General features: G+C 44.4%; 12 protein-coding genes. 10 read left to right on the top strand and 2 right to left on the bottom strand.

Annotation, left to right across the window (positions count from 1 at the left end; translation table 11 throughout):
- The first annotated feature begins 5 nt into the window (after positions 1 to 5).
- Positions 6 to 599: a dephospho-CoA kinase gene (gene coaE / locus MKY50_RS14780; protein ID WP_004398928.1), complete on the top strand. Its 594-nt coding sequence runs from the start codon at positions 6 to 8 to the stop codon at positions 597 to 599.
- Positions 600 to 640: 41 nt separating this feature from the next.
- On the opposite strand, the gene ytbE is transcribed toward coaE, so the two are convergent.
- Both ytbE and MKY50_RS14770 read right to left on the bottom strand, forming a co-directional pair.
- Positions 641 to 1,483, bottom strand: a complete 843-nt coding sequence (gene ytbE / locus MKY50_RS14775; protein ID WP_003229455.1) for an aldo/keto reductase YtbE — start codon at positions 1,481 to 1,483, stop codon at positions 641 to 643.
- Positions 1,484 to 1,506: 23 nt separating this feature from the next.
- A complete protein-coding gene (locus tag MKY50_RS14770; RefSeq protein ID WP_015251485.1) occupies positions 1,507 to 2,694 on the bottom strand; it encodes an MFS transporter in 1,188 nt (395 codons plus the stop codon).
- A gap of 183 nt (positions 2,695 to 2,877) precedes the next feature.
- Between MKY50_RS14770 and MKY50_RS14765 the strand changes: the two genes are divergently transcribed.
- The 9 genes from MKY50_RS14765 (at position 2,878) to thrS (ending at position 12,257) form a co-directional block, all read left to right on the top strand.
- Entirely contained in the window at positions 2,878 to 3,258 is a 381-nt protein-coding gene (locus MKY50_RS14765) for a winged helix-turn-helix transcriptional regulator (protein WP_003229458.1), read from the top strand.
- A gap of 205 nt (positions 3,259 to 3,463) precedes the next feature.
- Positions 3,464 to 4,486 (top strand): glyceraldehyde-3-phosphate dehydrogenase, encoded by a 1,023-nt coding sequence (locus MKY50_RS14760; RefSeq protein ID WP_003229459.1) that lies wholly within the window; start codon positions 3,464 to 3,466, stop codon positions 4,484 to 4,486.
- Positions 4,487 to 4,724: 238 nt separating this feature from the next.
- Entirely contained in the window at positions 4,725 to 5,105 is a 381-nt protein-coding gene (gene speD, locus MKY50_RS14755) for an adenosylmethionine decarboxylase (RefSeq protein ID WP_003223584.1), read from the top strand.
- A gap of 273 nt (positions 5,106 to 5,378) precedes the next feature.
- The gene (gene nrdR / locus MKY50_RS14750) at positions 5,379 to 5,837 is read left to right on the top strand and encodes a transcriptional regulator NrdR (protein WP_003223586.1); all 459 of its coding nucleotides are present in this window, start codon (positions 5,379 to 5,381) and stop codon (positions 5,835 to 5,837) included.
- A 114-nt stretch (positions 5,838 to 5,951) separates the two neighbouring features.
- Positions 5,952 to 7,370: a replication initiation membrane attachment protein DnaB gene (gene dnaB, locus MKY50_RS14745; protein ID WP_341116877.1), complete on the top strand. Its 1,419-nt coding sequence runs from the start codon at positions 5,952 to 5,954 to the stop codon at positions 7,368 to 7,370.
- Between the two features lie 27 nt (positions 7,371 to 7,397).
- A complete protein-coding gene (dnaI, locus tag MKY50_RS14740; protein ID WP_003229466.1) occupies positions 7,398 to 8,333 on the top strand; it encodes a primosomal protein DnaI in 936 nt (311 codons plus the stop codon).
- A gap of 33 nt (positions 8,334 to 8,366) precedes the next feature.
- Positions 8,367 to 9,008 carry a TVP38/TMEM64 family protein gene (locus MKY50_RS14735; RefSeq protein WP_341116875.1) on the top strand — a complete coding sequence of 214 codons (642 nt, stop codon included), beginning with the start codon at positions 8,367 to 8,369 and terminating at the stop codon, positions 9,006 to 9,008.
- Positions 9,009 to 9,086: 78 nt separating this feature from the next.
- The gene (gene ytxC, locus MKY50_RS14730; RefSeq protein WP_015384337.1) at positions 9,087 to 9,932 is read left to right on the top strand and encodes a putative sporulation protein YtxC; all 846 of its coding nucleotides are present in this window, start codon (positions 9,087 to 9,089) and stop codon (positions 9,930 to 9,932) included.
- Between the two features lie 393 nt (positions 9,933 to 10,325).
- Positions 10,326 to 12,257 carry a threonine--tRNA ligase gene (thrS, locus tag MKY50_RS14725; RefSeq protein ID WP_014480529.1) on the top strand — a complete coding sequence of 644 codons (1,932 nt, stop codon included), beginning with the start codon at positions 10,326 to 10,328 and terminating at the stop codon, positions 12,255 to 12,257.
- Positions 12,258 to 12,264: the final 7 nt, after the last annotated feature.

Raw genomic sequence — 12,264 nt, 5'->3', positions numbered from 1 at the left:
ATCTCTTGACCTTAGTCATTGGTTTAACGGGAGGAATAGCTAGCGGCAAAAGCACGGTAGCCAATATGCTGATTGAAAAAGGAATAACAGTTATAGATGCAGATATCATTGCAAAACAAGCGGTAGAAAAAGGGATGCCGGCCTACCGGCAAATCATTGACGAATTCGGTGAAGACATACTGCTCTCAAATGGCGATATAGATAGAAAAAAGCTTGGAGCGCTGGTATTTACAAATGAACAAAAACGTCTCGCTTTAAATGCAATTGTTCATCCCGCAGTCAGGCAGGAAATGCTCAATCGCCGTGATGAAGCCGTTGCAAATCGGGAGGCATTTGTTGTATTGGATATCCCGCTATTGTTCGAAAGCAAATTGGAATCATTGGTTGATAAAATTATCGTGGTCAGTGTGACAAAAGAGCTTCAACTGGAACGTCTGATGAAGCGCAATCAGCTGACGGAAGAAGAAGCAGTCAGCCGTATCCGCTCTCAAATGCCCTTAGAGGAAAAAACAGCAAGAGCAGATCAAGTCATCGATAACAGCGGCACGCTTGAAGAGACCAAAAGGCAGCTTGATGAAATCATGAACAGCTGGGCATAATACAAAAAACACCGTTCATATTGAACGGTGTTTTTTTGCCATTAAAAATCAAAGTTGTCCGGATCAGGACCGACTCGCAAGTTTTCATTCAGTGCATCGATTCGGTTCATGTCATCCTGCGTTAATTCAAAGTCAAATACGCTTGCATTTTCTTTAATGCGGTGTTCCTTCGTTGATTTAGGAATCGTAATGATGCCATGCTGCAGATCCCAGCGCAAAATAATTTGTGCGACAGATTTATTGTATGTTTGAGCGATGTCAGCCAATACAGGGTGATCCAGCAGCTGCCCCTGCATTAAAGGTGACCAAGCCTCCATCTGGATGCCCTGATTTTGGCAGTATCTTATCAACTCTTTTTGTGTGAGGCGCGGGTGAAATTCCACTTGGTTAATCATAGGCTTAATTTCAGCTGCCGTCATCAGATCTTCAAGATGGTGAATTTGGAAGTTGCTTACGCCAATCGCTTTGATACGGCCTTCTTTATACAGCGTTTCAAGCGCTCTCCAAGCTTCTTTATACTTTCCTTCTACAGGCCAGTGGATGAGGTATAGATCCAAATAATCCAGACCGAGTTTGGACAGGCTTGTTTCAAACGCGGCGAGTGTTTCTTCGTAGCCTAAATCCGCATTCCATACTTTCGATGTGATAAACAGATCCTCTCTTGAAATGCCTGCTTCTTCAATGCCTTCCCGAATCCCTTCTCCAACGCCAGCTTCATTTCCATAGATAGCTGCAGTATCAATACTGCGGTACCCGTGAACAATGGCAGTTTTAACTGCGTTTACCAGTTCAGATCCTTCTTCCACTTGGAACACGCCGAGGCCGAACCAAGGCATTTCTACCCCATTATGAAGTGTTGCTTTTGCTTGTAAATGTGTTGTCATGTTCATTTCCTCCTTTAAAATTGTCAGGCTTCCTGCCGATCTCGTTTTTCCATTAAGCGGCTCCAGCCTGTTAAAATGACTGCACCGACCACCATTAATCCGCCTATCCAAGCGGTATGAATCAATCCGATTGAATCGGTGATCACACCGCCAAGGTATGACCCAAGCGCGATTCCTGCATTAAAGGCAGCGATATTCATCGCGGATGCGACGTCAACTGCACTCGGGACAAAACGCTCAGCCAGCATGACGACATACACCTGAAGGCCGGGCACGTTCATAAAGGCCAGCAATCCCATACAGAGAATGGTAATGAGCCCTGCTGTTTGATACGGGGCTGTAAATGTCAGTACGAATAGAACAATTGCTTGTACGATAAACATATAGAATAAAGCGGCAATCGGATTTCGGTTTGACAGCTTTCCGCCAATCATATTGCCGATAGCAATAGCTATTCCGTATCCGAGCAGAATCACTGCAACAGTCCCGGCTTTGAAGCCTGTTACTTCCTGAAGCAGGGGAGACAGATACGTGAACACAACGAATGTTCCTCCGTATCCAAGCGCTGTAATGACAAATAAAAGCAATAACCGGCTGTTTGTCACAAGCTTCAATTGATCCCGCATCGTTGTTTTCGTCCCTTTTCGTAATTTGGACGGTACAAGAATGCCATTTGTAATGAAAGCAATGATTCCGACGGCGATAATGACCATAAAGGCGAAACGCCAGCCGAACTGCTGGCCGATAAATGTCCCAAAAGGAACTCCGGTTACAGTTGCCACAGTGAGGCCGGTAAACATAATTGAAATCGCGCTAGCCCTTTTATCTTCCGGGACAATATCCGCTGCGATTGTCGAACCGATCGACATAAACACACCGTGCGAAAATGCCGATATCACACGTGCTGCTAGTAAAATCCCGATGCTTGAAGCGGTTGCTGCCATCGTATTACCGGCAATAAAAATAAACATGATCCAAAGCAATAGTGTCTTACGCGACATGCTTGAGGTCAATGAAGTTAATATAGGTGCCCCAAATGTAACGCCGAGCGCATAAAGGGAAACGGTTAATCCTGCTGTCGTGACTGGAATATGCAGGTCATCAGCAATGAGCGGCAAAAGGCCGACACTGATAAATTCAGTTGTCCCTATTGCGAATGCACTTACGGCCAAAGCCAGTAGTGCAGGAATACTGCTTTTGGCTGAAGTCATGATGTTCCTCCTTTGTAAGATGTGTTGTATGATTGAAATTCTGCCGAGTAAGCTATATAAATAAAAAAGAGCAGATTCAAATCAGCCGGCAAATGTGATTATGAAACATATCGTTAAGAAATAAAAGTACGTACTTTGAAGTGCTATAGTCACTTTTTGGTGCCTGTGAGGAGAATGGATTGTATGGAGAAGAAAAAATATAACATTTCTGTTGAAGCGACTCTTGAAGTGATTGGAGGGAAATGGAAATGCGTCATTTTATGCCATTTGACGCACGGAAAAAAACGCACAAGCGAATTAAAACGCCTAATGCCCAATATCACGCAAAAAATGCTGACTCAGCAGCTGCGCGAGCTGGAAGCGGACGGTGTCATTAACCGAATCGTATATAATCAAGTTCCTCCCAAAGTGGAATACGAGCTCAGCGAATACGGCCGCAGCTTAGAAGGGATTTTAGATATGCTGTGTGCTTGGGGAGCGAATCATATTAACAGAGTGTACGGGGATACATTTTCTGTGCTAGAAGAAAGTGTGCTCAATGATAAGTTAAAACAGGAATCATAAAGCATGAGGGCAGTCAGTGCGGAGCGCTGGCTGCTTTTTGGTTCTTACGCCTGATATTCTGTGCAAGAAAACATAAGATGCATCATAAATTAGCGTTATAATCGTTGATTTTTATCAATATGTACTGGCGAATTTGTTTTAATGTGTTATACTAATTTTAGATAGTAACAAATTAGGATGGCATAATTGATAAGGGGTGTCCAACATGAAGGTAAAAGTAGCGATCAACGGGTTTGGAAGAATCGGAAGAATGGTTTTTAGAAAAGCGATGTTAGACGATCAAATTCAAGTAGTGGCCATTAACGCCAGCTATTCCGCAGAAACGCTGGCTCATTTAATAAAGTATGACACAATTCACGGCAGATACGACAAAGAGGTTGTGGCTGGTGAAGACAGCCTGATCGTAAATGGAAAGAAAGTGCTTTTGTTAAACAGCCGTGATCCAAAACAGCTGCCTTGGCGGGAATATGATATTGACATAGTCGTCGAAGCAACAGGGAAGTTTAATGCTAAAGATAAAGCGATGGGCCATATAGAAGCAGGTGCAAAAAAAGTGATTTTGACCGCTCCGGGAAAAAATGAAGACGTTACCATTGTGATGGGCGTAAATGAGGACCAATTCGACGCTGAGCGCCATGTCATTATTTCAAATGCGTCATGCACGACAAACTGCCTTGCGCCTGTTGTAAAAGTGCTGGATGAAGAGTTTGGCATTGAGAGCGGTCTGATGACTACAGTACATGCGTATACGAATGACCAAAAAAATATTGATAACCCGCACAAAGATTTGCGCCGGGCGCGGGCTTGCGGTGAATCCATCATTCCGACGACAACAGGAGCGGCAAAGGCGCTTTCACTTGTGCTGCCGCATTTGAAAGGAAAACTTCACGGCCTCGCCTTGCGTGTCCCTGTTCCGAACGTCTCATTGGTTGATCTCGTTGTTGATCTGAAAACGGATGTTACGGCTGAAGAAGTAAACGAGGCATTTAAACGCGCTGCCAAAACGTCGATGTACGGTGTACTTGATTACTCAGATGAACCGCTTGTTTCGACTGATTATAATACGAATCCTCATTCAGCGGTCATTGACGGGCTTACAACAATGGTAATGGAAGACAGGAAAGTAAAGGTGCTGGCGTGGTATGACAACGAATGGGGCTACTCCTGCAGAGTTGTTGATCTGATCCGCCATGTAGCGGCACGAATGAAACATCCGTCTGCTGTATAAAATAAGGTCATGGACACATTTTAAAGAAAAAACCCTTAACAGCATATTTCTGAAAAAACGCACCTTGCAAATTAGACTTAAACACAGTATACTATTTTTCGTGAACTTCTTGCTTGAGACTGTTTCGGAATTACTTAAAGGGTTAGGACCTCTCCGGACTAACTTTCCCCCGTGGTAAATGGCCGACCCAGTTGTTGGAATTTCACTTTTTAATTCTTGTTAAGGGGGGTCCATGACTATGGAAACAATGGGGCGTCACGTTATCTCCGAGCTATGGGGATGCGATTTTGATAAGCTGAATGACATGGATTTTATTGAAAAAACGTTTGTAAATGCTGCTCTAAAATCAGGTGCTGAGGTGCGCGAGGTTGCATTTCACAAATTTGCACCGCAAGGCGTAAGCGGAGTTGTGATTATTTCTGAATCACACTTAACGATTCACAGTTTTCCTGAGCACGGATATGCGAGCATTGATGTTTATACTTGTGGAGACTTAGATCCTAATGTCGCTGCTGATTACATTGCAGAGGCATTACATGCTGATACAAGAGAAAACATTGAAATACCAAGAGGAATGGGGCCTGTGCAAATTAAACAGGCGCAAGCGAAAGTACTATAAAGTAAATTGCGAACACAAAGGGAGCTGAAGCTAGAAAGCCATTATGCGCTTTTTAGCTTATGCTCCTTTTATTTTTATAAAGAAACGAGAGTGTCAGCTTTTTCTTTTTTCATTTTTTTTGTAAAATAAGAAGGAGATTTTCACAAACCACCTAATGCTATAGAAACAAATTTAACAACGGCTCTCCCGACAGATGCTGTCACATCTATTTTTAAAAGGCGGAGGCTGCCGAAAATACATTGCAGGGAACGATATAGTTGGGAGCTGATTTTATTGAAATGTCCTTCATGCCAGCATAACGGAACACGAGTCCTTGATTCACGGCCTGTGGATGACGGAAAGTCGATTCGCCGAAGACGCGAGTGCGAATCCTGCCACTACCGGTTTACGACCTTTGAGAAAGTGGAGGAAACCCCGCTCATCGTTGTGAAAAAAGAAGGTGTGCGTGAGGAATTCAGCAGAGAAAAAATGCTGCGCGGCCTCATAAAAGCATGTGAAAAAAGGCCTGTTTCACTCAAAACGCTTGAAGACATGTGCTTTGATATTGAAAAAGAGCTTCGCAATCAAGGCTGCTCCGAGGTGAAGAGTGAGCTCGTCGGAGAAATGGTCATGGACCGGCTGGCTAAGATTGACGAAGTCGCATATGTGCGGTTCGCGTCCGTCTATCGGCAGTTTAAAGATATAAACGTCTTTATCGATGAATTAAAAGACTTAATAAAGAAAGAGCGTTAAAAGAGCTAAGAGGATTCTTCTAGCTCTTTTCTCATGTGCAAAATTGGCATTTGATAGATATAAGAAACGGTGTAAAATGAAAGGTAGAAACAAATTCGGAAGGTTTGAGAATGTATGGCTGACTATTGGAAAGATGTACTGCCTGTAGACCCGTATGTGGTTAAAAGCAGATCGATGCTGCAGGATATTGACAGACAAATTATTACACAACTGTACCAGCCCTTAATCGGCCCTGTTGCATTCTCTCTTTATATGACATTGTGGGGAGAGCTTGAACAAAACCGTCTGTGGGGCGGAGAGTCCACACATAGACAGCTGATGGCGATGACACAGTCCAACTTAAAAACGATCCATCAGGAACAGGGGAAGCTCGAGGGCATCGGATTGCTGAAAGTATATATGAAAGAATCCGAGCGGCAGGAGCGCCTCTTTATATATGAACTCCTTCCGCCGCTCAGACCAAATGAATTTTTTGAAGACGGAATGCTGAATGTTTTTCTGTATAATAGGGTCGGAAAAACGAAATATCAGCAATTAAAACAATTTTTTACGCACCCGGCCATTTCAGAAGATGCGAAGGACATTACGCGTCCGTTTAATCATGCGTTTGAATCGCTGCAGCCGAGTGAATGGAAGCTCACATCCGATATGGAGGAAACGGTAAGGCTTGCCGAGGGGTCCGAGTATACTTCTGTCGGACAGTCTCCGTCCTACACCATAACGGAGGATGTGTTTGATTTTGATTTGTTTTTAGCGGGACTTTCTGAGACGATGATACCGAGAAAAGCGATGACCCAGCAGGTGCGGGACACAATCAAAAAGCTTTCTTATCTGTACGGAATTGACCCTTTGCAAATGCAAAATGTTGTGATGAGCGCAATTGATGAGCGTGACGTCATTACGACGGAGGCATTAAGAAAAGCGGCGAGCGACTGGTATCAAATTGAAAGAAACGGACAGCTGCCCGATTTGGTGGAAAAAACACAGCCGGTGCATCTGCGTGAAGGCGAACAACCGGCAGAAGAGGATTCTCTGGATGGGAAGCTGATTGCATTGCTGGAGGCGATTTCCCCGAAGAAGCTTCTGCAGGACATTGCTGACGGAACAGAGCCGTCAAAAGCTGATCTGAAGATCATAGAAGAAATTATGTTCGAACAGAAGCTCGAGCCAGGCGTCACAAATGTGTTAATTTATTATGTCATGCTGAAAACCGACATGAAGCTGTCGAAAAACTATATCCAAAAAATCGCTTCGCATTGGGCACGCAAAAAGGTGAAAACGGTCAGGGAAGCGATGAAGCTCGCAATAGAAGAAAACCGCCAGTATCTTGAATGGGCTGAGGGAAAAACAAAGTCTTCGAAACGAAACCAAAAAGTGATTCGTGAAGAAAAGCTTCCTGATTGGATGACAGAAAAGGAAACAGCGTCCGATTCAGAATCCGGACAGCAGAAGCTGCATCCGCAGGATTTGGAAGAACAGAAGAAAAAGATGATGGAAGAAATGCAAAAACTGAAAAAATACTCTGCCTATTAAAGACAGAGATGCGGGGTGAAGGAATAGATGGAACCAATCGGCCGTTCCCTGCAGGGCGTAACCGGCAGGCCGGATTTCCAAAAACGTCTTGAACAAATGAAGGAAAAAGTCATGAAAGATCAAGATGTTCAAGCATTTTTGAAGGAAAACGAAGAAGTGATTGACCAAAAAATGATCGAAAAGAGCTTAAATAAGCTTTATGAATATATCGAACAAAGCAAGAATTGCTCCTATTGTTCGGAAGATGAAAACTGCAACAATTTGTTGGAGGGCTACCATCCGAAGCTTGTTGTCAATGGGCGGTCTATTGATATCGAGTATTATGAATGTCCAGTCAAACGGAAGCTCGACCAGCAGAAGAAACAACAGTCTCTTATGAAAAGCATGTATATCCAGCAGGATCTTCTCGGAGCGACGTTCCAGCAAGTTGATATCAGTGACCCGAGCAGGCTCGCGATGTTTCAGCATGTTACAGACTTCCTGAAAAGCTATAATGAGACGGGAAAAGGGAAAGGATTATATTTATACGGGAAATTTGGGGTAGGAAAAACGTTTATGCTCGCTGCAATTGCCAATGAGCTGGCGGAAAAAGAGTATTCTTCCATGATTGTCTATGTGCCTGAATTTGTGAGAGAGCTTAAGAATTCGCTGCAAGACCAGACATTGGAAGAGAAGCTCAATATGGTAAAGACCACACCCGTATTGATGCTTGATGACATCGGAGCAGAATCAATGACAAGCTGGGTAAGGGATGAGGTCATCGGAACGGTGCTTCAGCACAGAATGTCCCAGCAGCTGCCAACGTTCTTTTCTTCTAATTTCTCACCTGACGAGCTGAAGCATCATTTTACGTATTCGCAGAGGGGAGAAAAAGAAGAAGTAAAAGCTGCAAGATTAATGGAGCGGATATTATATTTGGCTGCTCCGATCCGCCTTGACGGAGAAAACCGCCGACATCCATAATTGCTGCGGTTCAAAGGGGAAGGAACTGAGGGTATGAAACGGAAAATGGCTGTAAAATGGCTGGCAGTGCTTGCAGGTGCTGGTTTACTCTATTGGGGAAATAAAACGTATTTGAATGTATCGCCGAAAGAAATCAGGGTATGGGTATTGTCGTTCGGAGTCTTTGCACCTCTGATGTTTATCGGGATATCCATCGTCAGGCCACTTGTTTTATTTCCGGTGTCTGTTATTTCAATAGCTGGCGGACTTGCGTTTGGCCCGCTTCTCGGCACGCTTTATACGTTATTCGGTTCGATGTGCGCTTCAGCTGTTTCGTTTTTTGCGGCCGGTTTGTTTTCGGCGAAAAAGAACGGGCATTACGAAAGGCTTGAAGCCATACAGAAGCAAATGGAGGATAACGGATTTTTCTATATCTTTCTTTTGAGAATCCTGCCGATCAATTTTGATTTCGTCAGCTATGCGGCAGGCCTTTCCAATGTCAAAGCGCTGCCGTATTTTGCCGCAACGGCTGTGGGAATCATCCCTGGGACGATTGCGCTTAATGTGCTGGGTGCGAGCTTTTTGGCTGGCAATCTGCCCGCTTTCTTTATGGTGCTCGCTTTGTATATCGTGTTTATCTCATTGCCGTTCATCTTCAGAAAGAAAATGCAAAACTTGTTCCAAGAATCAAATTAAGATTTGCCAATGACCTTTACGTCTATTTTAAAAACATCCCCCATATACTTGTAACAGATGCCGTAAGGGGGGACAAACATGCTTGAAATAATCTTTGAAGATGACCATGATGCAGCCGCTTTTTTACATCTCATTCAGCATTCGGACGATCGGAACAATATCATTGTCCGTGAAGGCATACGAAAAATCGGGATTGAAAAAGCGAATCCGGCTTTTCCTATTCAGCGTTTTATGGAGCCGATTCTGGTCAAATTTTTTTTGGAATGCAAAGAAGACGAGCATATGCTGTCATTGATTGAGGAAACGTATTGTTTCACGGACCAGGATGAACAGCAGCAAATCCTTCAGCTCGCACACAGTATTATTGAAGGTGAAGCAGACGATCTTCCGTTTGAGCCGCTGAAGCTTTCACGGAAACAATCTATTTTGGATGAACTCCAAACGATCTGTTTAGAGGAAGGAGTATTTTACATTCGCTCCTTTCAGACCTTCCGACTTGGATCATACTATAAGCAGCTGAGAGATATTACAGAAGCAGCGATTGATGAATATAAGATGGAACAGGAATATCAAAACTTTATTCAAACACTCAGAGACTATGTGAACGCCAAACAGCCGCGAATCAAAAAAGTGCATATTGTCCATGATGGTTCCTTTACATTATGGGAGCTGCGCTATGTGCCGGAACGGGAAAAAATGAAATACATAGACAGAAGATTTGTCCGGGATCATCCTATGTATATTGATTCTCATTTGCTCGCGCCGCTGATTTCCATTGCGCCTGATGAAGTCGTGCTTTATACCGACCAGCCCGAGCACATGATGGCAAGGACCATTCAAAACGTATTTCAAGAGAGAGTGGAAATGCTCCCGCTGCACGCTTTTTCAGATGCAGAAATACCGGTGAAGCACTCGGAAGGGTGAGGGCCGGCAGCCTGTCTATATAAGGCTGTCGGTTTAAAAAAGGAAACGCGATCGTGTTGATTTTTTGGATTGAACAATTTATAATACATAGGAGATTAAGAAAGACACACGTATTGATAAGGACACGAAGGAATGATACCGGCTCAAAGAGAGGGAAGCCCTGGCTGCAAGCTTCCCAGCTAAGGACCATTCGCTTTACCGCCTTTGAACTTCAGCTGTGAACCTCTTGAAAAGGAACAGTAATGGCTGACGGGAACTCCCGTTACAGAGCTTAGAGCCGCAGGTGCCGTATTGGCTTTGCGGAAAAAAGGGTGGAACCACGATTCCGTTTATTCAACCTCGTCCCTTTCATAGGGGGCGGGGTTTTTATATGCAAAAAAAGGAGTGACAAAGATGTCAGATATGGTAAAAATCACATTTCCTGATGGAGCAGTCAAGGAGTTTGCGAAAGGAACAACAACAGAAGATATCGCGGCATCCATCAGTCCGGGATTAAAGAAAAAATCATTAGCCGGAAAACTGAACGGAAAAGAAATTGATTTGAGAACGCCGATCAATGAAGACGGTACAGTGGAAATCATTACAGAAGGCTCAGAAGAAGGTCTTCAAATTATGCGCCACAGTACGGCTCACTTGCTGGCTCAAGCGATTAAACGCATCTACAAGGATGTTAAATTCGGCGTCGGTCCGGTTATCGAAAACGGTTTTTACTACGATGTAGAAATGGACGAAGCGATTACACCGGAGGATCTGCCGAAAATCGAGAAAGAAATGAAAAAAATCGTTAATGCGAACCTTCCGATCGTTCGAAAAGAAGTCAGCCGTGAAGAAGCGAAAGCCCGTTTTGCGGAAATCGGCGACGACCTGAAGCTTGAACTATTGGATGCGATTCCTGAAGGAGAAACCGTTTCGATCTATGAGCAAGGCGAATTCTTTGACCTGTGCCGCGGCGTCCATGTTCCTTCAACCGGAAAAATCAAAGAGTTTAAGCTGTTAAGCCTTGCAGGCGCATACTGGCGCGGCGACAGCAAAAACCAAATGCTTCAGCGCGTATATGGTACAGCTTTCTTCAAAAAAGCTGATCTTGAAGAGCATCTTCGTATGCTAGAAGAAGCGAAAGAACGCGATCACAGAAAGCTCGGCAAAGAATTAAAGCTGTTCGCGAACTCTCAAAAAGTCGGACAAGGCCTGCCGCTTTGGCTGCCAAAAGGCGCGACAATCCGCCGCGTCATCGAGCGCTACATTGTTGATAAAGAAATCAGCCTCGGCTATGAGCACGTATACACACCTGTGCTAGGCAGCAAAGAGCTGTATGAAACATCAGGGCATTGGGATCATTATCAGGAAGGCATGTTCCCTCCGATGGAAATGGACAATGAAACACTTGTATTGCGTCCGATGAACTGCCCGCACCATATGATGATTTACAAACAAGACATTCACAGTTACCGCGAGCTTCCGATTCGTATTGCAGAGCTTGGAACGATGCACCGCTATGAAATGTCAGGTGCGCTGTCAGGGCTTCAACGGGTACGCGGAATGACGTTAAATGATGCACACATCTTTGTGCGCCCGGATCAAATTAAGGATGAGTTTATCCGCACAGTCCGTTTAATCCAGGATGTATATGAAGACTTCGGTTTAAGTGATTACACATTCCGTTTGTCTTACCGCGATCCGGAAGATACAGAGAAATATTTTGATGACGATGAAATGTGGAACAAAGCGCAATCCATGCTGAAAGAGGCAATGGACGAAATCGGCCACGACTATTACGAAGCAGAAGGTGAAGCGGCATTCTACGGCCCTAAACTTGATGTTCAGGTGAAAACTGCGATCGGAAAAGAAGAAACACTGTCTACGGTACAGCTTGATTTCTTATTGCCGGAACGTTTCGACCTGACATACATCGGTGAGGACGGCAAGCAGCACCGTCCGGTTGTCATTCACAGAGGTGTCGTTTCAACAATGGAACGCTTTGTTGCCTTCTTAATCGAAGAACACAAAGGCGCGCTGCCGACATGGCTTGCACCGGTTCAGTTCCAAGTCATCCCGGTTTCTCCGGCTGTGCATTTAGACTACGCGAAAAAAGTGCAGGAACGCCTGCAGCGTGAAGGCCTGCGTGTTGAAGTCGACAGCCGCGATGAAAAAATCGGCTACAAAATCCGTGAAGCGCAAATGCAAAAAATCCCGTACATGCTGGTGGTCGGTGACCAAGAAGCAGAAAACGGAGCGGTAAACGTGCGTAAATACGGAGAACAGAACTCTGAAACCATTTCACTTGATGAGTTTGTGAAAAAGGCAGTAGCTGAGGCGAAAAAATAAAATAAAA

It is taken from the genome of Bacillus sp. FSL R7-0685 (assembly GCF_038002425.1).
Lineage (GTDB): Bacteria > Bacillota > Bacilli > Bacillales > Bacillaceae > Bacillus > Bacillus subtilis.
This window is presented reverse-complemented; position numbering and strand designations above follow the sequence as displayed.

Excerpts from the sequence above, each read along its gene's own strand:
- MKY50_RS14735 (WP_341116875.1), top strand. The coding sequence starts at position 8,367 with ATGAAACGGAAAATGGCTGTAAAATGGCTGGCAGTGCTTGCAGGTGCT.
- MKY50_RS14770 (WP_015251485.1), bottom strand. The coding sequence starts at position 2,694 with ATGACTTCAGCCAAAAGCAGTATTCCTGCACTACTGGCTTTGGCCGTA.
- MKY50_RS14765 (WP_003229458.1), top strand. The coding sequence starts at position 2,878 with ATGGAGAAGAAAAAATATAACATTTCTGTTGAAGCGACTCTTGAAGTG.
- MKY50_RS14760 (WP_003229459.1), top strand. The coding sequence starts at position 3,464 with ATGAAGGTAAAAGTAGCGATCAACGGGTTTGGAAGAATCGGAAGAATG.
- ytxC (WP_015384337.1), top strand. The coding sequence starts at position 9,087 with ATGCTTGAAATAATCTTTGAAGATGACCATGATGCAGCCGCTTTTTTA.
- dnaB (WP_341116877.1), top strand. The coding sequence starts at position 5,952 with ATGGCTGACTATTGGAAAGATGTACTGCCTGTAGACCCGTATGTGGTT.
- thrS (WP_014480529.1), top strand. The coding sequence starts at position 10,326 with ATGTCAGATATGGTAAAAATCACATTTCCTGATGGAGCAGTCAAGGAG.
- dnaI (WP_003229466.1), top strand. The coding sequence starts at position 7,398 with ATGGAACCAATCGGCCGTTCCCTGCAGGGCGTAACCGGCAGGCCGGAT.
- ytbE (WP_003229455.1), bottom strand. The coding sequence starts at position 1,483 with ATGACAACACATTTACAAGCAAAAGCAACACTTCATAATGGGGTAGAA.
- speD (WP_003223584.1), top strand. The coding sequence starts at position 4,725 with ATGGAAACAATGGGGCGTCACGTTATCTCCGAGCTATGGGGATGCGAT.